Genomic DNA, 25,876 nt, shown 5'->3' with positions numbered 1-25,876 from the left:
TGACCATTGCGTTAGACTAACCGCCTCGAGTTATCGGACCCGCGCATGAGCGAAAGCCACGTCACCCAGTGCCCCCATTGCCGCACCAGCTTCCGCGTCAGCCAGGCGCAGCTGGCTGCCGCCCGTGGCGCGGTGCGCTGCGGGGCCTGCCTGCACGTGTTCAACGCCGCGCAGCAGTTGTTCGGCACGCCCAGCGCTGCGCCCACGGCCGCCCCGCCGGCAGCGGCCGGCAAACCACAGCCAGCGGCCGCCGGCAAACCGGCCAAGGCCGCCGACGACACCCTGTGGATTCACGACGACCTCGACCTGGATGGCCTCGATCTGGACGAGGAACTGGCCAAGCTGGAGGAACAGGAACAGCAACTGTCGCAGCAGTTCCTCGCCCTGGAACGCGCCCCGCGCCACAGCGAACGCTTCGACAGCGACGAAGCGCCGAGCCGCGACGCGCCGCACGACGAGGCCTGGGCCGAAGCCCTGCTGCGTGACGAGCCGGTAAAACGCGAGCGCGACAGCTTCGCACTGCAACCTACCGAAGAGCAGCCAGAGCCCGCCGCCGCTGAGCCCAAAGCAGCCAGCGAATTCACCGCCCCCGTCACACCCCGCGAGCAGCAGCCCAGCGCCGACGAGCTCGACGAACCGAGCGAGCCGCGCCTGGGTAGCCTCGATGACGAACCGGACGAGCAAGAGCGACAGGATGAAGACCTGCGCAGCGAGCGCGAAGAACCCAGGGCGGCGCGCAACGAGCCGGGCCTGCGCGAGGAACGCCTGTTCGAACTGGACGACGAACCGCTGCAACTGGACTGGCGCCAGCCGCAGTCGCGCCCCTGGGGCCGCTGGTTCGCCTGGAGCCTGCTCAACCTGCTGGCCGCCGGCGGCCTGCTGGCGCAGTACGCCGCCTACAACTTCGACGAGCTGGCGCGCCAGGATCGCTACCGGCCCTGGTTCGAGCAACTCTGCCCGAGCATCGGCTGCAGCCTGCCGTCGAAGGTCGATATCAGCCAGATCCGCAGCAGCAACCTGGTGGTGCGCAGCCACCCGGAGTTCTCCGGCGCGCTGATCGTCGACGCCATCCTCTACAACCGCGCGCCCTTCGCCCAACCCTTCCCGCTGCTGGAAATGCGCTTCGCCGACCTCGGTGGCCAGCTGGTCGCCAGCCGCAGTTTCAAGCCCAGCGAATACCTCGCCGGCGAGCTCGCCGGGCAGAGCGAAATGCCGCCGCAGACGCCGATCCACATCTCCCTGGACATCCTCGACCCGGGCACCCGCGCGGTGAACTACAGCCTCAGCTTCCACTCCCCGGAATAGCCTGCAGGCGGCGCGACAACTGGCCGCAGGCCGCCTATCGAACTCTTGGCGATAAGCCCATAGCTGTTCAGAATTTGTTCAAAACAGCCTTTATCCGGTCATCCAGAGCGGGTATCATGCCCACCCTTTTGCGAGCACAGGCCCACCATTGTTTCCCCCTGCGGAAACCGTGGAGGACAGCTGTTGATCGCCCCATTGTCTCAACTGCGAACCAACAAGCAGGGACGCCCCATGTCGGCCCCACGTATCGGCCCCTACACATTGCCCAATCGGTTGATCCTGGCCCCCATGGCCGGCGTCACCGATCGCCCGTTCCGCCAGCTGTGCCGCCGTCTCGGTGCCGGCCTGGTGGTGTCGGAGATGGTCACCAGCGATGTGCGCCTGTGGAATAGCCGCAAGTCCAGCCTGCGTTTGCTGCACGCCGGCGACCCCGAGCCGCGTTCGGTGCAGATCGCCGGCGGCGACCCGCAGATGCTCGCCGAAGCCGCACGCAAGAACGTCGAGCTCGGCGCGCAGATCATCGACATCAACATGGGCTGCCCGGCCAAGAAGGTCTGCAACAAGGCCGCCGGCTCCGCCCTGCTGCGCGACGAACCGCTGGTGCGCGAGATTCTCGCCGCGGTGGTCGGCGCGGTGGACGTACCGGTGACCCTGAAGATCCGCACCGGCTGGGATCGCGCGAACAAGAACGGCGTCACCGTGGCGAAGATCGCCGAAGATGCCGGCATCGCCGCGCTGGCCGTGCACGGCCGCACGCGCGCCGACCTCTACACCGGCGAAGCCGAGTACGACACCATCGCCGCGATCAAGCAGGCGGTGTCGATTCCGGTGTTCGCCAACGGCGACATCGACTCGCCGCAAAAAGCCCGCGCCGTACTCGACGCCACCGGCGCCGATGCCCTGCTGATCGGTCGTGCCGCGCAGGGCCGGCCGTGGATCTTCCGTGAGATCGAGCATTATCTGCGCACCGGCGAAAGCCTGCCGGCGCCCGGCCTGCTCGAGGTGGAACGCATTCTGCTAGAACACCTGGACGCCCTGCACGCCTTCTACGGCGACGAAATGGGCGTGCGCATCGCCCGCAAGCATGTCGGCTGGTATCTCGCAACCCTGCCGGGCGCCAGGGAGTTTCGCGCCCAGTTCAACCGTCTGGACAGTACGGACGCACAGTGCGCCCACGTTCGCGCGTTTTTCCGCGAACGGCACAACGATGGAAACGAGGTGGCCGCATGACGTTGATGACAGAGACCTTAGTGAGTGGAACCGCACCCGTGAGTGACAACACCAGCCTTAAACAGCACCTGAGCACGCCGAGCGACGAGGGCCAGACCCTGCGTGGCGCCGTGGAAAAGGCGCTGCACAACTATTTCGCCCATCTCGAGGGCGCGGACGTCACCGATGTGTACAACCTGGTGCTCACCGAAGTGGAAGCGCCGCTGCTGGAAACCGTCATGAATTACGTGAAAGGTAACCAGACCAAGGCCTCCGAGCTGCTCGGCCTGAACCGCGGCACGCTGCGCAAGAAGCTCAAGCAGTACGACCTGCTGTAAGCGAATCCCCGGAAAAGGGCGGCCGAGTGCCGCCTTTTTTCACTGTTTTCCTGTTCCGATGGACTTTGCCATGACCGACCAGACCACCCGCCTCCCCGTTCGCCGCGCCCTGATCAGCGTCTCCGACAAGACCGGCATCCTCGAGTTCGCCCGCGAACTGGCCACCCTCGGTGTCGAGATCCTCTCCACCGGCGGCACCTACAAGCTGCTCAAGGACAACGGCGTAGCCGCAGTGGAAGTGGCCGACTACACCGGCTTCCCGGAGATGATGGACGGCCGGGTGAAGACCCTGCACCCGAAGATCCACGGCGGCATCCTCGGCCGTCGCGCCCTCGACGGCGCGGTGATGGACGAGCACGGCATCAAGCCGATCGACCTGGTCGCGGTCAACCTCTACCCCTTCGAAGCCACCGTGGCCAAGCCTGATTGCGACCTGGCCGATGCCATCGAGAACATCGACATCGGCGGCCCGACCATGGTCCGCAGCGCGGCGAAGAACCACAAGGACGTCGCCATCGTGGTCAACGCCGGCGACTACGCCGGCATCGTCGAGTCCCTCAAGGCCGGCGGCCTGACCTACGCCCAGCGTTTTGACCTGGCGCTCAAGGCCTTCGAGCACACTGCCGCCTACGACGGCATGATCGCCAACTACCTGGGCACCATCGACCAGTCGCGCGACACCCTGTCCACCGAAGGCCGTGGCGCCTTCCCGCGCACCTTCAACAGCCAGTTCATCAAGGCGCAGGAAATGCGCTACGGCGAGAACCCGCACCAGAGCGCGGCCTTCTACGTAGAGGCGAAGAAGGGCGAGGCCAGCGTTTCCACCGCCGTCCAGCTGCAGGGCAAGGAATTGTCGTTCAACAACGTGGCCGACACCGACGCCGCGCTGGAATGCGTGAAGAGCTTCGTCAAGCCGGCCTGCGTCATCGTCAAGCACGCCAACCCCTGCGGCGTGGCCGTGGTCCCGGACAACGAAGGCGGTATCCGCAAGGCCTACGACCTGGCCTATGCCACCGATACGGAATCCGCGTTTGGCGGCATCATCGCCTTTAACCGCGAGCTGGATGGCGAGACCGCCAAGGCCATCGTCGAGCGTCAGTTCGTCGAAGTGATCATCGCCCCGAGCATCAGCGCCGCCGCCCGTGAAGTGGTGGCCGCCAAGGCCAACGTGCGTCTGCTCGAGTGCGGCCAGTGGCCGGCCGAGCGTGCCGCGGGCTGGGACTTCAAGCGCGTCAACGGCGGCCTGCTGGTGCAGAGCCGCGATATCGGCATGATCGCCGCCAGCGATCTCAAGGTGGTCACCCAGCGCGCGCCGAGCGAGCAGGAGATCCACGACCTGGTGTTCGCCTGGAAAGTGGCCAAGTTCGTCAAGTCCAACGCCATCGTCTACGCCAAGAACCGCCAGACCGTCGGCGTCGGCGCCGGCCAGATGAGCCGCGTCAACTCCGCGCGCATCGCCGCGATCAAGGCCGAGCACGCCGGCCTGCAGGTGCAGGGCGCGGTGATGGCCTCGGACGCCTTCTTCCCCTTCCGCGACGGCATCGACAACGCGGCCAAGGCCGGCATCACCGCGGTGATCCAGCCCGGTGGTTCGATGCGCGACAACGAAGTGATCGCTGCCGCCGACGAGGCCGGCATTGCCATGGTGTTCACCGGCATGCGCCACTTCAGGCACTGAAATCGGCCGCACTGAAACCGGCATCTGCGTTGTTGCCCCGGGTTCCGCCAATGCTCATTGCCAATAGGCAACTCCGCTTGTCGAAACCCGTGGCGCCTAGCATCTACCGGCTTCATCGCGACCTCGGAATTCGTAGGGTGGATAACGCTTTTCTTATCCACCAAACGGGCCACCGGCCCGCCTCCATTGGGAGAGAGACATGAACGTACTGATCATCGGCAGCGGCGGTCGCGAACACGCCCTGGCCTGGAAAGTGGCGCAGGATCCGCGCGTCGAGAAGGTCTTCGTCGCCCCGGGCAACGCCGGCACCGCGGTGGAAGCCAAGTGCGAGAACGTGGCCATCGACGTGCTGGCCATCGAACAGCTCGCCGATTTCGCCGAGCAGAACGTGCAGCTGACCATAGTCGGGCCCGAGGCACCGCTGGTGAAGGGCGTGGTCGACCTGTTCCGCAGCCGCAAGCTGGACATCTTCGGCCCCACCGCCGCCGCCGCCCAGCTGGAAGGCTCCAAGGCCTTCACCAAGGATTTCCTGGCCCGCCACCAGATCCCCACCGCCGACTACCAGAACTTCACCGAGATCGAGCCGGCGCTGGCCTACCTGCGCGAGAAGGGCGCGCCCATCGTGATCAAGGCCGACGGCCTGGCCGCCGGCAAGGGCGTGATAGTCGCCATGACCCTGAGTGAGGCCGAAGACGCCGTACGCGACATGCTCGCCGGCAACGCCTTCGGTGAGGCCGGCTCGCGCGTGGTGATCGAAGAGTTCCTCGACGGCGAAGAGGCTTCCTTTATCGTCATGGTCGACGGCGAGCATGTGCTGCCGATGGCCACCAGCCAGGACCACAAGCGCGTCGGCGACGCCGATACCGGCCCGAACACCGGCGGCATGGGCGCCTACTCGCCGGCGCCGGTGGTGACGCCTGAGGTGCACCAGCGGGTGATGGACGAGGTGATCTACCCCACCGTGCGCGGCATGGCCAGCGAAGGCAACGTCTACACCGGCTTCCTCTATGCCGGGCTGATGATCGACAAGGCCGGCAAGCCCAAGGTCATCGAGTTCAACTGCCGCTTCGGCGACCCGGAAACCCAGCCGATCATGTGCCGCCTGGAAAGCTCCCTGGTGCTGCTGGTCGAGGCCGCGCTGGCCAAGGCGCTGGACAAGGTCGAAGCGACCTGGGATCCGCGCCCCACCGTGGGCGTGGTGCTGGCCGCCGGCGGCTACCCCGGCGACTACGCCAAGGGCGATGTGATCGAAGGCCTGGACGACGCCGCCCAGCTCGACGGCAAGGTGTTCCACGCCGGTACCGCGCTTAAGGACGGCCGGGTCGTCACCGCCGGCGGCCGCGTGCTGTGCGCCACCGCCATCGGTCGCACGGTGGCCGAGGCCCAGCAGCAGGCCTACCGCCTGGCCGAGAAGATCCGCTGGAACGGCATGTTCCACCGCAACGACATCGGCTACCGCGCCATCGCCCGCGAGCGTGGCGAAGGCTGATCGCCGCCAGGGCATATGACGCAGGCCGGTGGCCGCCAGGGACGGCAGGCCACAAAAAAACGCCTGGAGCGTTTTTTGACGTCGCTTGCGACGGCCCGCAGGGTGGCCGCCAGGGATGGCAGGCCACAAAAATGCCCGCCTACGCCATATTCTCCCGAACAAATGCTTGGCTATAATCCGGCCACTCATTTAGAAGGGATTTGCCCGTGCGCCGGCTCAGGATTGCCATCGGACTATTCGCCAGTTTGCTGCTGCTCGGTGTCAACCTGACAGCCTGCGCCGGCACCGCTCCGACAAGCCCGCAGGGCTGGTCCTACCTGATCGACGCCAGCGCCCGCCTGGGCCTGGAAGAGGTGCGCGCCCAGCGCCAGCAGTTCAAGCCGCTCACTAAACAATCCTTCACCTTCCCGCCCAGCCAGCACGCCGTCTGGTTGCGCGTCGAGCTCGCCGCGCAGCAGCAGCCGACCTGGCTCTGGGTGTTCTCGCCACGGGTGCAGTACCTCGACTACTACCTGCTGCGCGACGGCCAGCTGGAGCAGAACCTGCACACCGGCGAGGCCATGCCGCTGGAGTCGCGCCCGCTGCCCTCGCGTTTCTACCTGATGCCGCTGCCCAACGACGGCCAGGCCCGCGTCGCCTATGTGCGGCTGACCTCCAACCACCCGCTGATGACCTGGTTCAAGGTGATGGACCAGGCCGAGCTGGTCAGCCTGGAAAAGCCCGCCTACCTGTTCGGCGCCCTGTTCGGCGCGCTGCTGCTGCTGACCCTGTACAACCTGATCCGCTTCTTCTACAGCCGCAGCGCCAGCAGCCTGTGGCTGGCCGGGGTGAATATCGGCCTGGCGGTATGTTCCTCGGCCAACCTCGGCATCTTCGCCCAGTGGCTGCCGAGCCTGAGCCACAACCAGTCGCTGATCGCCGACCTCTCGGCGCTGTTCGCCGCCTTCAGCGGCCTGGCCTTCGCCCTCAGTTTCGTCCGCGGCACGCCGGTGCAGGCCAGCCCGCTCAACCGCCTGCTGCAGGGCAACGCGCTGCTGCTGCTGGCCTACGCCGTCACCGTCGCCCTCACCGGGCTGCTCTGGTACAGCTCGCTGGTCTACCTGCTGGTGGCGCTGAGCACCCTCAATCTGCTGCTGGTCAGCACCCTGCACTGGCGCGCCGGTTACCAGCCGGCGCGGCTGATCGCCGTGGGCATGCTGGTGTTCAACCTGGGCTTCGGCTTCTTCATTCCGGTGTTGCTCGGTTACGACCAGCTCAACCCCGGCTGGCTGGTGCTCGGCGTGTTCAGCGTCGCCACCCTGGCCGGGCTGATCCTCAGCGTGTCGCTGACCGAGCGCCAGCGGCAGATCCAGCGCGACACCCTGGACGAGCGCACCGCGCTGGCCGCCAGCAGCGCCGAACTGCGCGCCAAGGCCGAGTTCCTGGCCAAGATCAGCCACGAGATCCGCACGCCGATGAACGGCGTGCTGGGCATGACCGAGCTGCTGCTGGGCACGCCGCTGTCGGCCAAGCAACGCGACTACGTGCAGACCATCCACAGTTCGGGCAACGAGCTGCTCACCCTGATCAACGAGATTCTCGACATTTCCAAGCTGGAATCCGGACAGATCGAGCTGGACGACGTGCAGTTCGACCTCGGCGCGCTGATCGAGGACTGCCTCGACATCTTCCGCGCCAAGGCCGAGCAGCAACGGGTGGAGCTGATCAGTTTCATCCAGCCGCAGGTGCCGCGGGTGATCAGCGGCGACCCGACGCGCCTGCGCCAGGCCCTGCTCAGCCTGCTCGACAACGCCTTCAAGCAGACCGACGAGGGCGAGATCCTGCTGGTCGCCGCGCTGGACAGCAGCGACGGCCAGCACCGCCTGCGCATCGCCGTGCAGGACAGCGGCCGCCCGCTGCTGGCCGAGGAGCGCGACGCCCTGCTCAACGCCGAGCTGCACAGCAAGGACTTCCTCGCCGCCACCCGCCTCGGCGGGCGCCTGGGCCTGATCATCGCCCGTCAGCTGGTGCGCCTGATGGGCGGCGAGTTCGGCATCCAGGGCAGCGGCAACCAGGGCTCGACCCTGTGGCTGACCCTGCCGCTGGACGCCGCCCGCCTGCAGCAGCCCGAAGCCGACCTGGACAGCCCGCTGCAGGGCGCGCGCCTGCTGGTAGTGGACGACAACGACACCTGCCGCAAGGTGCTGGTGCAGCAGTGCAACGCCTGGGGCCTGCAGGTCAGCGCCGTGCCGTCGGGCAAGGAGGCCCTGGCCCTGCTGCGCACCAAGGCGCATATGCGCGAATACTTCGACGCGGTGCTGCTCGATCAGGACATGCCCGGCATGACCGGCATGCAGCTGGCGGCCAAGATCAAGGAAGACCCCAGCCTCAACCACGACATCCTGATCATCATGCTCACCGGCATCAGCAACGCGCCGAGCAAGGTGATCGCGCGCAACGCCGGGATCAAGCGCATCCTGGCCAAGCCGGTGGCCGGCTATACGCTCAAGACCACCCTGGCCGACGAGCTGGCCCAGCGCCCCAACGACAGCCAGGTGCAGGCCGCGCCGACGCCGGTCAGCACGCCGCTCGAGGTGCCCGGCGACTTCCGCATCCTGGTGGCCGAGGACAACAGCATCTCCACCAAGGTGATCCGCGGCATGCTCGGCAAGCTCAACCTGCAGCCGGACACTGCCAGCAATGGCGAGGAAGCCCTCAGCGCGATGAAGGCGCAGCACTACGACCTGGTGCTGATGGACTGCGAGATGCCGGTGCTCGACGGTTTTTCCGCCACCGAACAGCTGCGCGCCTGGGAGGCCGCGGAACATCGCCCGCGCACCCCGGTGGTGGCGCTCACCGCGCACATCCTCAGCGAACACAAGGAACGCGCCCGCGCCGTGGGCATGGACGGCCACATGTCCAAGCCGGTGGAGCTGTCGCAACTGCGCGAGCTGATCGAACACTGGATCGCCGAACGCGAACTGCGCCGCCAGCGTGACGCACTGCCAAACTGATCGTCTCCTTCCCCCAGTTTTCTGCGAGCCTGCCGCCATGGCCTCCGAGTTGTTCAGCCTGTACCTGAAGATGTTGGTGCTCTACAGCCCCTTCTTCGTGCTGTCGTGCTTTATCGGCCTGAGCCGCGGCTACACCCTCAGGGAGCGCAAGCGCCTGGCCTGGAAAGTGGCGCTGGCCACGCTGATCGCCAGCGTGCTGCTGTACCTGTTCGGCAGGCACATCTTCACCCTGTTCGGCATCACCATCGACGCCTTCCGCATCGGCGCAGGCAGCGTGCTGTTCATCTCCGCGCTGGGCATGGCCCAGGGCAAGCCGGCGGTGCAGAGCGACAACGTGCAGCAGGACGTGACCATAGTGCCGCTGACCATTCCGCTGACCGTCGGCCCCGGCACCATCGGCGCCCTGCTGCTGATGGGCGCCAGCCAGCCGCACTGGGACGACAAGCTGGTGGCGGTGGTGGCGATCTTCTTCGCCAGCCTCACCGTCGGCGTGGTGCTGTACCTGTCCAACCAGTTCGAGCGCCTGCTCGGCGACCAGGGCCTGCAGATCGTCAGCCGCCTGATGGGCCTGTTCGTCTGCGCCCTGGCGGCGCAGATCATCTTTACCGGGGTGAAGAACTACCTGGTGCCGTAATCCGCAGAGCCTGCCCCGGATTTCATCCGGGCTACGCCGCTCTCTTCTGCACCATATGCTTGCAACAACGCTCTGGCTCGGTGCATGCCGCTCACCTGGCAGAGCCTCACGCGCCCTAAAAACTCACTAAGCGACTGAAATTAAAAGCTTTAAAAGAAATGGCACTGACATTGCTCTGCTGATCCCAACTTGGATACAAGATGGAATCTCAGCGCATGTCCGACGCCCCGCTCGCCTTCACCCTCACCGACTGGCAACAGGCCTACCGCGACGGCCAATCCCCCTTTGAGCTGCTGCACGCCCTGCGCCGCGAACTGCGCGCCGGCGACAGCGCCTGGATCGCCCTGGCCAGCGAGGCTCAGCTCGATGCCCAGCTCGATGCCCTGGCCAGCGCACTGGACGGTGCAGCCGGCGACCCGAGCAAGCTGCCGCTGTACGGCGTGCCCTTCGCCATCAAGGACAATATCGACGCCGCCGGCTGGCCCACCACCGCCGCCTGCCCCGAGTTCGCCTATAGCGCCGAGGCGGACGCCACAGTGGTGGCGCGCCTGCGCGCCGCCGGCGCCATCCTGATCGGCAAGACCAACCTCGACCAGTTCGCCACCGGCCTGGTCGGCACCCGCTCGCCCTATGGCGCGGTGCCCAATAGCTTCAACCCGGCTTACGTCAGCGGCGGCTCCAGCTCCGGCTCGGCCAGCGTGATCGCGCGCGGCCTGGTGCCCTTCGCTCTGGGCACCGACACCGCCGGCTCCGGCCGCGTGCCGGCCGGCTTCAACAATATCGTCGGGCTCAAGCCGACCAAGGGCTGGCTGCCCAATACCGGCCTGGTGCCGGCCTGCAAGACCCTGGACTGCATCTCGGTATTCGCCCTGACCGTGGCCGATGCGCTGACCGTGGCCACTATCGCCGGCGGCTATGACGCCGCCGATCCCTACAGCCGCCAGAACCCTACCAGCGCCAAGGTCGGCATGCCGGCCCAGCCACGCCTGGCCGTGCCGGCCAACCCCGAGTTCTTCGGCGACGCGCAGAACCAGGCCGTCTACGAAGCTGCGCTGGGCAAGCTGCGCGAACTGGGCGCCGAGCTGGTGGAGATCGACTTCGCTCCCTTCCGGCAACTGGCCGAGCAGCTCTACCAGGGTTCCTGGGTCGCCGAGCGCACGGTGGCGATGGAAGGCGTCGACCCGGCGCATATCAACCCGGTGGTGCGCGGCATAGTCGCGGGCGGCCACAACTACAGCGCCTGCGACGCCTACAAGGCCGAATACATCCGCGCCGAGCTGAGCCGCCGCATCAACGAGGCCTTGGCCGGTTTCGACGCCCTGGTGGTGCCCACCTCGCCGACCATTCGCAGCCTGGCCGAGATGGACGTCGAGCCGGTGCTGTACAACAGCCAGTTCGGCACCTACACCAACTTCACCAACCTCGCCGACCTATCCGCCCTGGCCGTACCGGCGGGTCTGCGCGCCGACGGCCTGCCGGCCGGCATCACCCTGATCGCCCCGGCCTGGCACGACCAGGCGCTGGCCGCCTTCGGCCAGCGCTGGCAGCAGGCACTCAATCTGCCGCTGGGCGCCACCGGCAAGCCGCTGCCGGCGCCAAAACCAAGCGACAAACCGGCGCCGGGTTGCATCCGCGTCGCCGTGGTCGGCGCGCACCTGACCGGCATGCCGCTGAACTTCCAGCTCACCAGCCGCGACGCCGTGCTGGTGGAGCAGACCAGCAGCGCCGCCAGCTACCGCCTCTTTGCCCTGCCCGGCAGCGTGCCGCCCAAGCCGGGCCTGGCGCGGGTCGCCGAGGACGGCGCCGAGATCATCGTCGAGCTGTGGGACGTGCCGCAGGCGCGCTTCGGCGAGTTCGTCGCCGAGATCCCGCCGCCGCTGGGCATCGGCAACCTGCAGCTGGCCGACGGCCGCTGGGTCAAGGGCTTTATCTGCGAGCCGTATGCGCTCGCAGGAGCCCGCGATATCACCAGCTTTGGCGGCTGGCGCGCCTTTATCGCCAGCACCCAGGCCTGAGCACAAGCATGTCGCGCGCCGTTTCACGCCCGCAGAGTCTGGCCGAGCGCATCTACGCCCAGCTCAAGGACGACATCTTCGAGTTCCGCCTGATGCCCGGCGACCGCTTCTCCGAGGGCGAGGTGGCCGAGCGCGTCGCCGCCAGCCGCACGCCGGTGCGCCAGGCCCTGCATCGCCTGCAACGCGAGGGTTTTCTCGAGGTGCACTTTCGCAGCGGCTGGCAGGTACGCCCGCTGGACTTCGCCCACTTCGACGAACTCTACGAGCTGCGCGTCGTCCTCGAACTCGAGGCCGTACGCCGGCTGTGCCTGCGCCCCAACGACGAACAGCCCGCCGCACTGCAGGCGCTCGAGCGCACCTGGTTGGTGCGTAAAGAGGCGCAATTGCAGGACGGCGCCGCCGTTTCACGCCTCGACGAGGCCTTCCATTGCCAATTGCTGGAGGCCGCCGGCAACCGCGAGATGGCCCGCGTGCACCGCGAGGTCAGCGAGAAGATCCGCATTCTAAGGCGCCTGGATTTCACCCAGGCGCAGCGCATCGAGCTGACCTACGCCGAACACGGGCAAATTCTCGAAGCGATCCTGACTCGGCGCCTAGAAGAGGCACAGCAATTGCTCAAGAGCCATATAGAGGTCAGCCAGGCAGAGGTGCACAGCATCACCCTGCACAAGCTGTACGGCGCTCGCCAGCGCGTGCAGCCGATGCCGGAATAGCCGAGCCATGACCTTCACTGCATGACCAATAACAACGCTGTCCACTTACTCACATCTGTGAATGGAGATCGCACCATGCAACGTCGCAGCCTGATCAAGGCCTTTACCCTTTCCGCTTCCATCGCCGCCATGGGCATGACCTGGACCGTACAGGCCGCCGAGACCATCAAGGTCGGCATCCTGCATTCGCTGTCCGGCACCATGGCGATCTCCGAAACCTCGCTGAAAGACATGGCGCTGATGACCATCGACGAGATCAACGCCAAGGGCGGCGTGCTCGGCAAGCAGCTCGAGCCGGTGGTGGTCGACCCGGCCTCCAACTGGCCGCTGTTCGCCGAACGCGGTCGTCAGCTGCTGACCCAGGACAAGGTCGCGGTGACCTTCGGCTGCTGGACCAGCGTGTCGCGCAAATCCGTGCTGCCGGTCTATGAAGAGCTCAACGGCCTGCTGTTCTACCCGGTGCAGTACGAAGGCGAGGAGCTGTCGCCCAACGTCTTCTACACCGGCGCGGCGCCGAACCAGCAGGCCATCCCGGCGGTCGAGTACCTGATGAGCGAGGACGGCGGCGCCGCCAAGCGCTTCTTCCTGCTCGGCACCGACTACGTCTATCCGCGCACCACCAACAAGATCCTGCGCGCCTTCCTGATCAGCAAGGGCGTCGACGAGAAGGATATCGAAGAGGTCTACACCCCCTTCGGCCACAGCGACTATCAAACCATCGTCGCCAACATCAAGAAGTTCTCCGCCGGCGGCAAGACCGCGGTGATCTCCACCGTCAACGGCGACTCCAACGTGCCCTTCTACAAGGAACTGGCCAACCAGGGCCTGGAAGCCACCGACGTGCCGGTGGTGGCCTTCTCGGTGGGCGAGGAAGAACTGCGCGGCATCGACACCAAGCCGCTGGTCGGCCACCTGGCCGCCTGGAACTACTTCCAGTCGGTGGAAAACCCGGTCAACACCGAGTTCGTCAACAAGTGGAAGGCCTATGCCAAGGCCAAGAACCTGCCGGGCGCCGACAAGGCGGTGACCAACGACCCGATGGAAGCCACCTACGTCGGCATCCATATGTGGGCCCAGGCCGTGGAGAAGGCCGGCACCACCGAAGTGGACAAGGTGCGCGAGGCCATCTACGGCCAGACCTTCGAGGCGCCGAGCGGCTACACCCTGACCATGGACAAGAGCAACCACCACCTGCACAAGCCGGTGATGATCGGCGAAATCCAGGAAGACGGGCAGTTCTCCGTGGTCTGGGAAACCGACAGCCCGATCCGCGCCCAGCCGTGGAGCCCCTATATCGAAGGCAACGACAAGAAGCCGGATTACGCGGTGAAGTCGAACTAAGGCAAAAGCCCCTCTCCCCCTGTCCCTCTCCCGCAAGCGGCAGAGGGGCAGCGGCCCGCGCAGGGAGAGGGTCGCTGTAGCCCGGATGCAATCCGGGAAGACCGCGCCCGGATTGCATCCGGGCTACGCCAAGGACACCCCCTTATGCCCACTGCCCTTACCCGAATTCTGCTCGGCCTGTTGCTGCTGCTACCTCTGGCTGCCAGCGCCAATGAGGCCGACGCCTTCGTCGCCGCCAACCCGGCCAAGCAGGCCAAGCTGCTGCAGGACTGGGCCGCCGCGCCCACGCCTGAACGTCTGCCGCTGCTGCAGGCGCTGCAACAGGGCCGCGTCGCCGGCGACGCCGACAAGCGCGCCTTTATCCATCAGGCCGGCACCTGGCAAGCCGCCGACGGCCAAGCGGAGCCCAACGGCACGCCGCGCAAACTGCGCCTGAACAACCGCCTGCGCGGGCTGATCGCCAGCGCCCTGGCCAGCCATGAGTTGCTCGACAAGGATGCCGCCGTCCGCCTCGAGGCCGCCAAACAGCTGCAACGCAATACCCCGCCGGCCCTGCTGCCGCTGCTGGAAAGCCGCCTGAGCATCGAGGCCGACGAGGCCGTGCGCGACGCCCTGACCCTGGCCCTGGCCAACCTGCAACTGGCAGCCGAGGATCCGGCCGTGCGCCTGGCCGCCGTGGAGCGCCTCGGCCAGACCGGCGACCCGCTGGCGCGCACCCGCCTGGAGGCCCTGCTCGATGGTGAGGAAAGCGACACCGCCGTGCGCAGCGCCGCAGAAAAAAGCCTGGCCCAGGTGAAGAACAAGCTGCTGGTCGGCGAGCTGCTCGGCCAGGCCTTTAGCGGCCTGTCGCTGGGTTCGATCCTGCTGCTGGCGGCGCTGGGCCTGGCCATCACCTTCGGCCTGCTCGGGGTGATCAATATGGCCCACGGCGAGATGCTGATGCTCGGCGCCTACACCACCTATATGGTGCAGATCGCCTTCCAGAAATTCGCTCCTGGTTACCTCGCCCTCTACCCATTGCTCGCCCTGCCCATCGCCTTCCTGGTCACCGCGGCCATCGGCATGGCCCTGGAGCGCACGGTGATCCGCCACCTGTACGGTCGCCCGCTGGAAACCCTGCTGGCCACCTGGGGTATCAGCCTGATCCTGATCCAGCTGGTGCGCGTCACCTTCGGCGCGCAGAACGTCGAAGTGGCCAACCCCTACTGGCTGTCCGGCGGCGTGCAGGTGCTGCCCAACCTGGTGCTGCCGTACAACCGCATCGTGATCATCGGCTTCGCCCTGTTCGTGGTGCTGCTGACCTGGCTGCTGCTGAACAAGACCCGTCTCGGCCTTAACGTCCGTGCCGTCACCCAGAACCGCAATATGGCCGCCTGCTGCGGCGTGCCGACCGGCCGCGTCGACATGCTCGCCTTCGGCCTCGGCTCGGGTATCGCCGGCCTTGGTGGCGTGGCCCTGAGCCAGATCGGCAACGTCGGGCCGGACCTGGGGCAGAGCTACATCATCGACTCCTTCCTGGTGGTGGTGCTCGGCGGCGTCGGCCAGCTGGCCGGCAGCGTCACCGCCGCCTTCGGCCTGGGCGTGCTGAACAAGTTCCTCGAACCGCAGATCGGCGCCGTGCTGGGCAAGATCCTGATCCTCGCGCTGATCATTCTGTTTATCCAGAAGCGGCCCCAAGGGCTCTTCGCACTCAAGGGACGGGTGATCGACTGATGACCATGCCACTCAATCAAACGCTGCTGGCGCGCGCCAGCGCCAAGCTCGGCCCGCAGGTCTCGCTGGCCATCGGCCTGCTGGTGCTGGCCGTGCTGCTCGCCATGCCGCTGCTGCACCTGCTGCCGGCCGACCACGCCCTGCATGTCTCGGCCTACAGCCTGACCCTGGTGGGCAAGATCCTCTGCTACGCCATAGTCGCCTTGGCCCTGGATCTGGTCTGGGGCTACGCCGGCATGCTGTCGCTGGGCCACGGCCTGTTCTTCGCCCTCGGTGGCTACGCCATGGGCATGTACCTGATGCGCCAATCGGCGGGCGATGGCCTGCCGGCCTTTATGAGCTTCCTGGCCTGGAGCGAGCTGCCCTGGTACTGGTACGGCACCTCCAGCTTCCTCTGGGCCCTGTGCCTGGTGGTGCTGGCGCCGGGCCTGCTGGCGCTGGTGTTCGGCTTCTTCGCCTTCCGCTCGCGGATCAAGGGCGTGTACTTCTCGATCATGACCCAGGCGCTGACCTTCGCCGGCATGCTGCTGTTCTTCCGCAACGAAACCGGCTTTGGCGGCAATAACGGTTTTACCGGCTTCACCCGCATCCTCGGCTTCGATATCACCGCCGCCGGCACCCGCGCCGCGCTGTTTATCGCCACCGTGGCCCTGCTGGTCGGCAGCCTGTACCTGGGCTTTCGCCTGGCGCGCAGCAAGTTCGGCCGGGTGCTGACCGCATTGCGCGACGCCGAGAACCGCCTGATGTTCTGCGGCTACGATCCGCGCGGCTACAAGCTGTTTATCTGGGTGCTCTCTGCCGTGCTGTGCGGCCTGGCCGGCGCGCTGTACGTGCCGCAGGTGGGCATCATCAACCCCAGCGAGATGGCACCGACCCAGTCCATCGAGGCCGCCGTCTGGGTCGCCCTGGGCGGGCGCGGCACGCTGATCGGCCCGCTGCTCGGCGCCGGCCTGGTCAACGGCATGAAGAGCTGGTTCACCGTGGCCTTCCCGGAATACTGGCTGTTCGCCCTGGGCGCGCTGTTTATCGTCGTCACCCTGTTCCTGCCCAGGGGCGTGGTGGGTCTGCTGCGCAAGGAGAAGGATCAATGAGAACCGCCCCCGTTCCCGAAGCCATGCTCGAAGCGGCCTTCGATCCCACCGGCCTGGCGCTGGATACCGGCAAGAACGTCGGCAAGGGCGTCAACGTGCGCCACGGCACCATCCTTACCCTGGAAGCGATCAACGTCAGCTTCGACGGCTTCAAGGCGCTGACCGACCTGACCCTGTATATCGGCGTCGGCGAACTGCGCTGCATCATCGGCCCCAACGGCGCCGGCAAGACCACCATGATGGACGTGATCACCGGCAAGACCCGCCCGGACAACGGCGTGGCCTACTTCGGCGAGCAGTACGACCTGACCGCCATGAGCGAGGTGCAGATCGCCCAGGCCGGCATCGGCCGCAAGTTCCAGAAGCCGACGGTATTCGAGGCGCTCTCGGTGTTCGAAAACCTGGAGCTGGCGCAGAAGACCAACAAGTCGGTGTGGGCCAGCCTGCGCGCCCGCCTGTCCGGCGAGCAGAAGGACCGCATCGACGAGGTGCTCGCCACCATCCGCCTGGACGCCTCGCGCCACCGCCCGGCCGGCCTGCTCTCCCACGGCCAGAAGCAGTTCCTGGAGATCGGCATGCTGCTGATGCAGGAGCCGCACCTGCTGCTGCTCGACGAGCCGGTGGCGGGCATGACCGACGCCGAAACCGAGTTCACCGCCGAGCTGTTCAAGTCCCTGGCGCGCAAGCATTCGCTGATGGTGGTCGAGCACGATATGGGCTTTGTCGGCTCCATCGCCGACCACGTCACCGTGCTGCACCAGGGCAGCGTGCTGGCCGAAGGCTCGCTGGAGCAGGTGCAGAACGACGAGCGGGTGATCGAGGTGTATCTCGGTCGGTAAGGGATTCGTAGGGTGGATGACGCTTTTTTCATCCACCAATGGCATCGCACGGTGGATCGATAGCGCGCGAGCTACGCGCCCCGCTCCACCCTACGCAAAGGACATCGACATGCTGCAAGTTGAACAACTCCACCAGTACTACGGCGGCAGCCATATCCTCCGTGGCCTGTCGTTCGACGTGAAGGTCGGCGAAGTCACCTGCCTGCTCGGCCGTAACGGCGTGGGCAAGACCACCCTGCTCAAATGCCTGATGGGCCTGATCCCGGCCAAGGACGGCAGCGTGCAGTGGGAGGGCCAGGCCATCACCGGCCACAAGCCGCACCAGCGCGTACAGGCCGGTATCGCCTACGTGCCGCAGGGCCGCGAAATCTTCGGTCGCCTGACGGTGGAGGAAAACCTGCTGATGGGCCTGTCGCGTTTCCCCGCCGGCCAGGCCAAGGCCGTGCCGGAGTTCATCTACGAACTGTTTCCGGTGCTGCGCGAGATGAAGCATCGCCGCGGCGGCGACCTCTCCGGCGGCCAGCAGCAACAGCTGGCCATCGGCCGCGCCCTGGCCAGCCAGCCGCGCCTGTTGATCCTCGACGAACCCACCGAAGGCATCCAGCCCTCGGTGATCAAGGAAATCGGCGCAGTGATCCGCAAACTGGCGGAACGTGGCGATATGGCCATCCTGCTGGTGGAGCAGTTCTATGATTTTGCCGCCGAACTGGCCGACCAGTACCTGGTGATGAGCCGCGGCGAGATCGTCCAGCAGGGCCGCGGCGAGAATATGGAAGCCGAGGGCGTGCGCGGGCTGGTGGCCATCTAGTAGGGTGCGCCGCGCGCACCGCCGCCCTCTCGGGTCAGCGCAGTCCAGACGCGCACGGCGCGCCCCACGCACCGAATTGGTTCGAGGCACGCCTCTTGCTTGCCCACTCGGTCAACTAATGCGCGGAAATCTTTGCCCTGTCATGAACCTGCCTGTCGCCCCGTTCACGCCGAGCTGGCCCGCCGAGCTGGAGCTGGCCTACGCACGCCACGGCGAACGCACCACGCCAGTGCAAAGGCGCCACCTCGGCCCTCTTAGGGTGCAGAAGCACCTCTATGCCGAAGGGCCGCAAGTCTGCCAGCACATCATCGTCCATCCGCCCGGCGGCATCGCCGGCGGCGACCGCCTGGACATCTCCGCCCATGCCGGCGAAGGCACCTGGGTGCAGCTCACCAGCCCCGGCGCCGCCAAGTGGTACCGCGCCGCCGGCGTCGCCCGCCAGGAGCTGCGCCTGAGCGCCGCGGCCGGCGCCACCCTGGAATGGCTGCCGCAGGAGACCATCGTCTACGCCGGCGCCCAGGCCGAACTGCACACGCAGATCGAGCTGCACGGCGACGCCCGCCTGCTGTACTGGGACATCGTCGCCCTCGGCCGCCCCGCCGCCGCCGAGCGTTTCGCCAGCGGCCACTTCCAGGCCGCCCTGGGTATCCGCCGCGACGGCCAGCTGCTGTGGCACGAGCGCCAGCGCGTAACCGGCGGCGACGGCCTGCTCGACTCGCCCGTGGGCCTCGACGGCCAGCCGGTATTCGCCACCCTGCTGGCCAGCGGCGAAGTGGACAGCGAATTGCTGGAACGCTGCCGCGAACTGAAGATCGACGGCGTGCGCGGCGACCTCAGCCAGCTCTCGGGCCTGCTGATCGCCCGCTGCCTGGCCAGCGAGGCGCTGCAGGCGCGCGCCTGGCTGATCGCCCTGTGGCGCCTGCTGCGCCCGGCGCTGCTCGGTCGCGAGGCGCTGCTGCCGCGCATCTGGAGTACCTGACGGATGTAGGGCCAAGGCACGCGCCTTGGCTACCCCAATGATTGCGGCGGCTGCGACAGGCGGTCGCCCAGAAACGGAGTCACGAGATGGATCTGAGTCCACGCGAGAAAGACAAGCTGCTGATCTTCACCGCCGGCCTGGTGGCCGAGCGTCGCCTGGCCCGCGGGGTCAAGCTCAACTACCCGGAGGCCATGGCCTATATCTCCGCCGCCCTGCTCGAAGGCGCCCGCGACGGCCGCACCGTGGCCGAGCTGATGCACTTCGGCACTACCCTGCTGAGCCGCGAGCAGGTGATGGAGGGCGTGCCGGAGATGATCCCGGAGATCCAGATCGAGGCCACCTTCCCCGACGGCACCAAGCTGGTGACCGTCCACCAGCCGATTGCCTGAACCATGAGCTATTCGATACATGACGCCGGCGAGGCCGACCTGCCCGGCATCCTGGCCATTTACAACGACGCGGTGGCGTACACCACGGCGATCTGGAACGAGACCCTGGTGGACCTGGCCAACCGCCGCGCCTGGCTGGCCGAGCGCACGGCGGCGGGCTTTCCCGTGCTGGTGGCACGCGATGCCGCCGGCGGGGTGGTCGGCTATGCCAGCTACGGCACCTGGCGCAGCATCGAGGGCTTTCGCCAGACCGTCGAACACTCGGTGTATGTGCGCAGCGACCAGCGCGGCCAGGGCCTGGGACCTGTGCTGATGCAGGCGCTGATCGAACGCGCCCGCGCCGCCGCCCTGCACGTCATGGTCGCCGCCATCGAGTCGCAAAACGCCGCCTCGATCCGCCTGCACCAGCGCCTGGGTTTCGTCACCACCGGGCAGATGCCCCAGGTCGGCCGCAAGTTCGGCCGCTGGCTGGATCTGACCTTTATGCAACTGATTCTGGAGTGAACCGCCCATGATTCCCGGCCAATACCAGATTGCCGACGGCGAGATCGAGCTCAATGCCGGCCGCCGCACCCTGACCCTGTCCGTGGCCAACAGCGGCGACCGCCCCATCCAGGTCGGCTCGCACTACCACTTCTTCGAGACCAACGATGCGCTGCTGTTCGACCGTGCCAGCACCCGTGGCATGCGCCTGAATATCCCGGCGGGCACCGCGGTGCGTTTCGAGCCGGGGCAGAGCCGCGAGGTGGAGCTGGTCGATTTGGCCGGCGCGCGCCGGGTATTCGGCTTCGCCGGCCGGGTAATGGGCGACCTTTGACGAGTAGGGTGTCGCGGGGCCGCCTGGGCCATGCGCGCCACAAACAACGCGGATAGCGATGGTGCGCACGGCGCACCCAACGGGACGAACCAATGAAGATCAGCAGACAAGCCTACGCCGATATGTTCGGCCCCACCGTCGGCGACAAGGTGCGCCTGGCCGATACCAACCTGTGGATCGAAGTGGAGAAGGACTTCACCAGCTACGGCGAGGAAGTGAAGTTCGGCGGCGGCAAGGTGATCCGCGACGGCATGGGCCAGGGCCAGCTGTGCGCCGCCGACGTGGTCGACACCCTGATCACCAACGCGCTGATCATCGACCACTGGGGCATCGTCAAGGCCGACGTCGGCCTCAAGAACGGGCGCATCCACGCCATCGGCAAGGCCGGCAACCCGGATATCCAGCCCGACGTGACCATCGCGATCGGCGCCGGCACCGAGGTGATCGCCGGCGAGGGCATGATCCTCACCGCCGGCGGCATCGACACCCATATCCACTTCATCTGCCCGCAGCAGATCGAAGAGGCGCTGATGAGCGGCGTCACCACCATGATCGGTGGCGGCACCGGGCCGGCCACCGGTACCAATGCCACTACCTGCACTTCCGGGCCCTGGCACATGGCGCGCATGCTGCAGGCTGCCGACGCCTTCCCGATGAACCTGGGCTTCACCGGCAAGGGCAACGCCTCGCTGCCCGAGCCGTTGATCGAGCAGGTCAGGGCCGGCGCCATCGGCCTCAAGCTGCACGAGGACTGGGGCACCACCCCGGCGGCCATCGACAACTGCCTGAGCGTCGCCGACAAGTACGACGTGCAGGTGGCGATCCACACCGACACGCTGAACGAGTCCGGCTTCGTCGAAACCACCCTCGGCGCCTTCAAAGGCCGCACCATCCACACCTACCACACCGAGGGCGCCGGCGGCGGTCACGCGCCGGATATCATCAAGGCGTGCGGCTTCCCGAATGTGCTGCCCAGCTCGACCAACCCGACCCGGCCGTTCACCGAGAACACCATCGACGAACACCTGGACATGCTGATGGTCTGCCACCACCTCGACCCGAGCATCGCCGAGGACGTCGCGTTTGCCGAAAGCCGCATACGCCGGGAAACCATTGCGGCGGAGGATATCCTGCATGACCTCGGCGCCTTCTCCATGATCAGCTCCGACAGCCAGGCCATGGGCCGCGTCGGCGAGGTGATCACCCGCACCTGGCAGACCGCCGACAAGATGAAGCAGCAGCGCGGCCCGCTGCCCGAGGACGTGCCCGGCAACGACAACTTCCGCGCCAAGCGCTACATCGCCAAGTACACCATCAACCCCGCCATCACCCATGGCATCAGCCACGAGGTGGGCTCGGTGGAAGTGGGCAAGTGGGCCGACCTGGTGCTCTGGCGCCCGGCCTTCTTCGGGGTGAAACCGACGCTGATCCTCAAGGGCGGCGCCATCGCCGCCAGCCTGATGGGCGACGCCAACGCCTCGATCCCCACGCCGCAACCGGTGCACTACCGGCCGATGTTCGCCAGCTACGCCGGCAGCCGCCATGCCACCAGCATCACCTTTATCAGCCAGGCCGCGTTCGACGCCGGCGTGCCGCAGCAGCTCGGCCTGCAGAAGAAAATCGGTGTGGTCAAAGGCTGCCGCGAGGTGCAGAAGACCGACCTGATCCACAACGGCTACCTGCCGAACATCGAGGTCGACCCGCAGAACTACCAGGTCAAAGCCGACGGCCAACTGCTCTGGTGCGAGCCGGCCGAGGTGCTGCCGATGGCGCAGCGCTATTTTCTGTTTTGAAGCAGCCGACAGTCCTGCCCCCGTTGGGCTTGGGCGCAGGCGCCTCGACCCACCGAATGCGCCACAACCGTATCTAGCCCGTCCGCCGCTGGCTCCAGGCCAGACACAGGCCGCTTAGGATGATGATGGCCATGCCGGCGATGCCGCCGGCGTCCGGGGTGTGGGCGAAGAAGAGCATGCTCAGCAGGGTGGCGATGACGATCTGGCCGTAGGTGAAGGGCGCCAGGCTGGCCGCGCTGGCGAAACGGTAGGCGTGGGTCAGCAGCATGTGCCCGGTCATCGCCAGGGCGCCGAGCGCCGCCATCAGCAGGCCGTGGGAGAACTCCGGTAGTTGCCAGACCCAGGGCAGCGCCAGGCTCATCAGCAGCGCGCCGAGCAGGCTGGTGAGAAAGTTGCTGGTGGCCGGATGGTCGGTGGCGCTCAGGCGCCGGGTGAGCAGCTGGTAGAGGCCGAAGCACAGCGCCGCCGCGAACGGCAGCAGGATTGCCGGGGTGAACAGCGCGCCGCCAGGGCGCACGATGATCAGCACACCGAGCAGACCGCAGCCCACCGCCAGCCATATCCCGGCGCCGATCTGCTCCTTGAGCACGAAGGCCGATAGCAGGATCACCACCAGCGGCGCCAGGAAGATCACCGCCGTCGCCTCGCCCAGCGGTATGTAGCGCAGTGCACTGAAGAACAGCAGGCTGATCGCCACCAGGCTCAGGCCACGCGTCAGTTGCAGCCAGGGCCGCCGGGTGCGCACCAGGTCCCAGCCCAGGCGCGGGGCGAACAGCACCGCCATCAACAGGGTCTGCGCCAGGTAGCGCGCCCACACCACCAGCAGCACCGGGTAGAGCTGGGTCAGGGATTTCGACAGGGCGTCGTGGCTGGCCAGCAACAGGCCGGCGGCGAGGATCAGCAGGATGCCCAGGCCCGGGCGATGGGAAGTCGGCACGAAACAAACCAAACGAATAGTTAGCAGGCTACCAACTCTAGCGAGCATTCGCCGCTTTGCCCAGGGGCACCACGCCTCCGACCGGACCGTCCATCGAACGCCCGTCGGCAAACCCGAGCGGGCGCCAGCGGCCGTCCATGGCGGGACTATAGTGAAAATCCATCCCTCCGATGGGAGATCGACCTCATGCGCCCGCCCTCGCCGTCTTGCCGCCTACTCGGCGGCCTGTTGCTGCTCAGCCTGCCCCTCGCCCAGGCGGAAACACTGACGCCCCTGCAGGGGCAAAGCCCGGAGCAGATTCAAGCCGATATTGCCAGCTGCCAGGCCCAGGCCGGCGGCAGCCAAACGCAGAGCGGCAACGACGGCGTCGGTGGCGAGCGCCTGCGCGGCGCGGCCAAAGGTGCCGCGGTGGGTGCCACGGCGGCGCAGATTCGCGGCAATCGCCACGACGAGGTCTACGACCGGGTGGACGACGATATCAAGCAGGATTACCGGCAGAATCAGGCGCGCGACGCGGCGGCAGTCGGCATGGCCGTGGGAGGCTCCAGGCAGCGCCAGGAGCGGCGCGAAAACCGTCGCAACGACAGCGCCGGCGACAACGCGCAGCAGGCCTATATCAATTGCATGAGCGGGCGCGGCTACTCCGTCACGCCCTGATCAGCGCAGCTGACTGTCCTTGCTGCCGCGCCTGTTGTAGCCGCTGAAAGCGGCCTGCTCGCGGTCGTGCTCGGCCTGGCAGGCCACGCACAGGCGTACGCCGGGAATGGCCTGGCGGCGCGCCTCGGGAATCGCCGCGCCGCATTCCTCGCAGTGGCGCAGGCTCTCGCCTTTCGGCAGCTGGCTGCGGGCGCGCGCCACGGCGTCCTCGATGCTGCTGTCGATCTGTTCCTGTACTGCCGTGTCGCTCGCCCAACCGCCTGCCATCGTCTGTCTCCTCGCCCCCACCAGACAGATATGCGCCCACGGCGGGCGAAGTTCAAGAGCAGCCCGTCGTCACTCCTTGACCTCCATAAACTCGCGGGCCCAGACGATATAGTCCTCGGGCAGGCTGTACTTGTGGGTCAGCTCGGTGGCGTTGAGATCGCCCGGCTCGATGCCGCGCTGCTCGCGCAGGCAGTCGTAGGTGGCCTTGATCGCGGCGAAGTAGGCGCCGTGGCCGTTGACCAGGATGCGCACGCCGAGCCGCGCCAGGCGGGCGTTGTCGCGCAGCTGCGGGTTGCCGTAGGTGACCAGCATCAGCGGCACGCCAAGGCCGCCGGCGATCTGCTCCAGGTGGGCGAAATCCTTGACCCCGACCAGGCAGATGGCGTCGGCGCCGGCAGCCTGGTAGGCGCGGGTGCGGCGGATCACCTCGTCGGCCTCGAGCACCCCGGCGTGGCTGCGGGCGATGATCGCCAGCTCCGGATCGATGCGCGCCTCCAGCGCCGCGCGGATCTTGCCGACACCCTCCTCGACCGAGATCAGGTCGGTGGACTTGCGGCCGAACTGCGCCGGCAGCAGGGTGTCCTCGATGGTCAGCGCGGCCACCCCGGCACGCTCCAGTTCGACCACCGTGCGCATCACGTTGAGCGCGTTGCCGTAGCCATGGTCGGCGTCGGCGATCACCGGCAGGCGCGCGACCCGGCCGATGCGCGTGGCCTGCTCGACGAACTCGCTCAGGCTGATCAGGGCGAAGTCCGGCGCCCCCAGCACCTGCAGCGAGGCCACCGAGCCGCCGAGGATGCCGACCTCGAAATCCAGGTCGGCGGCGATCCGTGCGGACATCGGGTCGAACACCGAGGCGGTGTGGTAGCAGCGGTCGGAGGCCAGCAGCGCGCGAAAGGCGCTGCGCAGTTGGTGGTGGGAGGCGCGTTGCAGGATGGGCATGGTGCGTATTCCAGTCAGGTGAATCGCGGATCGGCTGTAGGGTTACCCGGATAGACGCGACGAACCGGGGCGCAGGACACCGACATGCGCCACCGCTGGCCGAGCGGTGTCACTCGGCGCGCTGCGGCAGGAGGCGTGCCGAGCGCTCAGTCGTCGCGCAGCAGCTCGGCCAAGGTCTCGGCATCGACCCAGGGCAACCAGTGCCGGTAGATGCGTTCCAGGCTGCCGTCACGGCGCATCTCCAGCAGCGCCTGCTGCCAGCGCTCCACGCGCCGCGCATCGGTCTGGCGGGAGAAGGCGATGTAGGAATCGTTGGGCATCAGGTCGAACTGCGCCTGCAGCTGCTCGGCCTGCATGCCCTGTTCGGCCAGCATGCCGTCGAGGGTCAGGCTGTTGGCGAGCAGCAGCTTGACCCGGCCGTGGCGGAACATGCGCAGCATGTCCTGCGGCGTCGGCACGCCGTAAAGGTTGTCCAGGCCCAGCTCGGTCAGCAGCTCGTAGGAGTACCACTGCTTGGGCACGGCCAGGGGACCGAGACGGCGCACGCCGTCCAGGTCGGCGACGTGCAGGCCGTCCGCCTTGCGGCTGTAGAAGCGCGTATGGCCGCGGGCGATGGGGCCGACCCAGTGGAACAGCGCCTCGCGCGGCGCCGTGCGCACGGTGGAGAACAGCGCCGTATCGGGCAGCCGGCGAACCTGGTGGTAACCGCGCGTCCAGGGCACCACTTCGATGCGCGCCGACTCGCCGGTGCGGCGGATCAGTTCCTCGACCACCGCCACTGCCATGCCGCTCGGCTGGCCGTCCTCCAGGTAGCTGAACGGCCGATAGTCCTCGGTGTACAGGCGCAGCTCGGCGGCCAGGGAGGTGGCCAGGCTGCAGAGCAACAACAGGACACAGGCTTTGCATTTCAGGGTCATCAGCGGCCACCG

The 25,876-nt window shown here is 67.1% G+C and carries 24 protein-coding genes; 20 read left to right on the top strand and 4 right to left on the bottom strand.

Features of this window, described 5'->3' with window-relative positions:
- The first annotated feature begins 45 nt into the window (after nt 1–45).
- The 19 genes from EA796_RS07475 to ureC all read left to right on the top strand — a co-directional run bounded on the left by EA796_RS07475 (nt 46) and on the right by ureC (nt 22,144).
- Complete coding sequence (locus EA796_RS07475) at nt 46–1,305, top strand: DUF3426 domain-containing protein (protein ID WP_122108170.1); 1,260 nt, start codon at nt 46–48, stop codon at nt 1,303–1,305.
- A gap of 231 nt (nt 1,306–1,536) precedes the next feature.
- The gene (gene dusB, locus EA796_RS07470; protein WP_122108169.1) at nt 1,537–2,535 is read left to right on the top strand and encodes a tRNA dihydrouridine synthase DusB; all 999 of its coding nucleotides are present in this window, start codon (nt 1,537–1,539) and stop codon (nt 2,533–2,535) included.
- Nucleotides 2,532–2,852 (top strand): DNA-binding transcriptional regulator Fis, encoded by a 321-nt coding sequence (gene fis / locus EA796_RS07465; RefSeq protein WP_031302786.1) that lies wholly within the window; start codon nt 2,532–2,534, stop codon nt 2,850–2,852. The genes dusB and fis overlap by 4 nt, the downstream gene beginning before the upstream one ends.
- A 70-nt stretch (nt 2,853–2,922) precedes the next feature.
- Nucleotides 2,923–4,530, top strand: coding sequence for a bifunctional phosphoribosylaminoimidazolecarboxamide formyltransferase/IMP cyclohydrolase (purH, locus tag EA796_RS07460; protein WP_122108168.1), 1,608 nt, complete (start codon nt 2,923–2,925; stop codon nt 4,528–4,530).
- 199 nt (nt 4,531–4,729) lie between these two features.
- Entirely contained in the window at nt 4,730–6,019 is a 1,290-nt protein-coding gene (gene purD / locus EA796_RS07455; protein WP_122108167.1) for a phosphoribosylamine--glycine ligase, read from the top strand.
- A gap of 206 nt (nt 6,020–6,225) precedes the next feature.
- Nucleotides 6,226–9,012 (top strand): hybrid sensor histidine kinase/response regulator, encoded by a 2,787-nt coding sequence (locus tag EA796_RS07450; RefSeq protein ID WP_122108166.1) that lies wholly within the window; start codon nt 6,226–6,228, stop codon nt 9,010–9,012.
- Nucleotides 9,013–9,049: 37 nt separating this feature from the next.
- Complete coding sequence (locus tag EA796_RS07445; RefSeq protein WP_021442653.1) at nt 9,050–9,646, top strand: MarC family protein; 597 nt, start codon at nt 9,050–9,052, stop codon at nt 9,644–9,646.
- Nucleotides 9,647–9,861: 215 nt separating this feature from the next.
- Nucleotides 9,862–11,661, top strand: a complete 1,800-nt coding sequence (gene atzF / locus EA796_RS07440; RefSeq protein ID WP_178082540.1) for an allophanate hydrolase — start codon at nt 9,862–9,864, stop codon at nt 11,659–11,661.
- An 8-nt stretch (nt 11,662–11,669) separates the two neighbouring features.
- Nucleotides 11,670–12,374 (top strand): GntR family transcriptional regulator, encoded by a 705-nt coding sequence (locus EA796_RS07435; protein ID WP_021442655.1) that lies wholly within the window; start codon nt 11,670–11,672, stop codon nt 12,372–12,374.
- 75 nt (nt 12,375–12,449) lie between these two features.
- On the top strand, nt 12,450–13,715 hold the full coding sequence (urtA, locus tag EA796_RS07430) for an urea ABC transporter substrate-binding protein (protein WP_122108164.1): 1,266 nt from the start codon (nt 12,450–12,452) through the stop codon (nt 13,713–13,715).
- A gap of 144 nt (nt 13,716–13,859) precedes the next feature.
- Nucleotides 13,860–15,428 (top strand): urea ABC transporter permease subunit UrtB, encoded by a 1,569-nt coding sequence (urtB, locus tag EA796_RS07425; protein ID WP_122108163.1) that lies wholly within the window; start codon nt 13,860–13,862, stop codon nt 15,426–15,428.
- Nucleotides 15,428–16,519 (top strand): urea ABC transporter permease subunit UrtC, encoded by a 1,092-nt coding sequence (urtC, locus tag EA796_RS07420; protein ID WP_122108162.1) that lies wholly within the window; start codon nt 15,428–15,430, stop codon nt 16,517–16,519. Before urtB ends, urtC begins: the two co-directional genes overlap by 1 nt.
- A complete protein-coding gene (urtD, locus tag EA796_RS07415) occupies nt 16,516–17,358 on the top strand; it encodes an urea ABC transporter ATP-binding protein UrtD (RefSeq protein WP_122108161.1) in 843 nt (280 codons plus the stop codon). Before urtC ends, urtD begins: the two co-directional genes overlap by 4 nt.
- 109 nt (nt 17,359–17,467) lie before the next feature.
- Nucleotides 17,468–18,166 carry an urea ABC transporter ATP-binding subunit UrtE gene (gene urtE, locus EA796_RS07410; protein ID WP_122108160.1) on the top strand — a complete coding sequence of 233 codons (699 nt, stop codon included), beginning with the start codon at nt 17,468–17,470 and terminating at the stop codon, nt 18,164–18,166.
- 142 nt (nt 18,167–18,308) lie between these two features.
- Nucleotides 18,309–19,145, top strand: a complete 837-nt coding sequence (locus EA796_RS07405) for an urease accessory protein UreD (RefSeq protein ID WP_122108159.1) — start codon at nt 18,309–18,311, stop codon at nt 19,143–19,145.
- An 86-nt stretch (nt 19,146–19,231) separates the two neighbouring features.
- Nucleotides 19,232–19,534, top strand: coding sequence for an urease subunit gamma (ureA, locus tag EA796_RS07400; RefSeq protein ID WP_122108158.1), 303 nt, complete (start codon nt 19,232–19,234; stop codon nt 19,532–19,534).
- A gap of 3 nt (nt 19,535–19,537) precedes the next feature.
- Complete coding sequence (locus EA796_RS07395; RefSeq protein WP_122108157.1) at nt 19,538–20,038, top strand: GNAT family N-acetyltransferase; 501 nt, start codon at nt 19,538–19,540, stop codon at nt 20,036–20,038.
- Nucleotides 20,039–20,045: 7 nt separating this feature from the next.
- On the top strand, nt 20,046–20,351 hold the full coding sequence (locus EA796_RS07390; RefSeq protein ID WP_021442664.1) for an urease subunit beta: 306 nt from the start codon (nt 20,046–20,048) through the stop codon (nt 20,349–20,351).
- Between the two features lie 92 nt (nt 20,352–20,443).
- The gene (gene ureC / locus EA796_RS07385; RefSeq protein ID WP_122108156.1) at nt 20,444–22,144 is read left to right on the top strand and encodes an urease subunit alpha; all 1,701 of its coding nucleotides are present in this window, start codon (nt 20,444–20,446) and stop codon (nt 22,142–22,144) included.
- Nucleotides 22,145–22,217: 73 nt separating this feature from the next.
- Here the strand turns inward: ureC and EA796_RS07380 are convergent, their stop codons facing one another.
- A complete protein-coding gene (locus EA796_RS07380; RefSeq protein ID WP_256679188.1) occupies nt 22,218–23,081 on the bottom strand; it encodes a DMT family transporter in 864 nt (287 codons plus the stop codon).
- 186 nt (nt 23,082–23,267) lie between these two features.
- Between EA796_RS07380 and EA796_RS07375 the strand changes: the two genes are divergently transcribed.
- Nucleotides 23,268–23,738 carry a YMGG-like glycine zipper-containing protein gene (locus EA796_RS07375; protein ID WP_122108154.1) on the top strand — a complete coding sequence of 157 codons (471 nt, stop codon included), beginning with the start codon at nt 23,268–23,270 and terminating at the stop codon, nt 23,736–23,738.
- Here EA796_RS07375 and EA796_RS07370 read toward each other — a convergent pair whose 3' ends face one another.
- The 3 genes from EA796_RS07370 to EA796_RS07360 all read right to left on the bottom strand — a co-directional run bounded on the left by EA796_RS07370 (nt 23,739) and on the right by EA796_RS07360 (nt 25,864).
- The gene (locus tag EA796_RS07370) at nt 23,739–24,005 is read right to left on the bottom strand and encodes a DksA/TraR family C4-type zinc finger protein (protein ID WP_021442668.1); all 267 of its coding nucleotides are present in this window, start codon (nt 24,003–24,005) and stop codon (nt 23,739–23,741) included.
- Between the two features lie 69 nt (nt 24,006–24,074).
- Nucleotides 24,075–24,938, bottom strand: coding sequence for an oxaloacetate decarboxylase (locus EA796_RS07365; protein ID WP_122108348.1), 864 nt, complete (start codon nt 24,936–24,938; stop codon nt 24,075–24,077).
- Between the two features lie 155 nt (nt 24,939–25,093).
- A complete protein-coding gene (locus tag EA796_RS07360; protein ID WP_122108153.1) occupies nt 25,094–25,864 on the bottom strand; it encodes an ABC transporter substrate-binding protein in 771 nt (256 codons plus the stop codon).
- Between the last annotated feature and the right edge of the window lie 12 nt (nt 25,865–25,876).

The organism is Pseudomonas sp. AOB-7, from assembly GCF_003696305.1.
Classification (GTDB): Bacteria; Pseudomonadota; Gammaproteobacteria; order Pseudomonadales; family Pseudomonadaceae; genus Aquipseudomonas.
This window is presented reverse-complemented; position numbering and strand designations above follow the sequence as displayed.

Excerpts from the sequence above, each read along its gene's own strand:
- EA796_RS07475 (WP_122108170.1), top strand. The coding sequence starts at position 46 with ATGAGCGAAAGCCACGTCACCCAGTGCCCCCATTGCCGCACCAGCTTC.
- dusB (WP_122108169.1), top strand. The coding sequence starts at position 1,537 with ATGTCGGCCCCACGTATCGGCCCCTACACATTGCCCAATCGGTTGATC.
- fis (WP_031302786.1), top strand. The coding sequence starts at position 2,532 with ATGACGTTGATGACAGAGACCTTAGTGAGTGGAACCGCACCCGTGAGT.
- purH (WP_122108168.1), top strand. The coding sequence starts at position 2,923 with ATGACCGACCAGACCACCCGCCTCCCCGTTCGCCGCGCCCTGATCAGC.
- purD (WP_122108167.1), top strand. The coding sequence starts at position 4,730 with ATGAACGTACTGATCATCGGCAGCGGCGGTCGCGAACACGCCCTGGCC.
- EA796_RS07445 (WP_021442653.1), top strand. The coding sequence starts at position 9,050 with ATGGCCTCCGAGTTGTTCAGCCTGTACCTGAAGATGTTGGTGCTCTAC.
- atzF (WP_178082540.1), top strand. The coding sequence starts at position 9,862 with ATGTCCGACGCCCCGCTCGCCTTCACCCTCACCGACTGGCAACAGGCC.
- EA796_RS07435 (WP_021442655.1), top strand. The coding sequence starts at position 11,670 with ATGTCGCGCGCCGTTTCACGCCCGCAGAGTCTGGCCGAGCGCATCTAC.
- urtA (WP_122108164.1), top strand. The coding sequence starts at position 12,450 with ATGCAACGTCGCAGCCTGATCAAGGCCTTTACCCTTTCCGCTTCCATC.
- urtB (WP_122108163.1), top strand. The coding sequence starts at position 13,860 with ATGCCCACTGCCCTTACCCGAATTCTGCTCGGCCTGTTGCTGCTGCTA.
- urtC (WP_122108162.1), top strand. The coding sequence starts at position 15,428 with ATGACCATGCCACTCAATCAAACGCTGCTGGCGCGCGCCAGCGCCAAG.
- urtD (WP_122108161.1), top strand. The coding sequence starts at position 16,516 with ATGAGAACCGCCCCCGTTCCCGAAGCCATGCTCGAAGCGGCCTTCGAT.
- urtE (WP_122108160.1), top strand. The coding sequence starts at position 17,468 with ATGCTGCAAGTTGAACAACTCCACCAGTACTACGGCGGCAGCCATATC.
- EA796_RS07405 (WP_122108159.1), top strand. The coding sequence starts at position 18,309 with ATGAACCTGCCTGTCGCCCCGTTCACGCCGAGCTGGCCCGCCGAGCTG.
- ureA (WP_122108158.1), top strand. The coding sequence starts at position 19,232 with ATGGATCTGAGTCCACGCGAGAAAGACAAGCTGCTGATCTTCACCGCC.
- EA796_RS07395 (WP_122108157.1), top strand. The coding sequence starts at position 19,538 with ATGAGCTATTCGATACATGACGCCGGCGAGGCCGACCTGCCCGGCATC.
- EA796_RS07390 (WP_021442664.1), top strand. The coding sequence starts at position 20,046 with ATGATTCCCGGCCAATACCAGATTGCCGACGGCGAGATCGAGCTCAAT.
- ureC (WP_122108156.1), top strand. The coding sequence starts at position 20,444 with ATGAAGATCAGCAGACAAGCCTACGCCGATATGTTCGGCCCCACCGTC.
- EA796_RS07375 (WP_122108154.1), top strand. The coding sequence starts at position 23,268 with ATGCGCCCGCCCTCGCCGTCTTGCCGCCTACTCGGCGGCCTGTTGCTG.
- EA796_RS07370 (WP_021442668.1), bottom strand. The coding sequence starts at position 24,005 with ATGGCAGGCGGTTGGGCGAGCGACACGGCAGTACAGGAACAGATCGAC.
- EA796_RS07360 (WP_122108153.1), bottom strand. The coding sequence starts at position 25,864 with ATGACCCTGAAATGCAAAGCCTGTGTCCTGTTGTTGCTCTGCAGCCTG.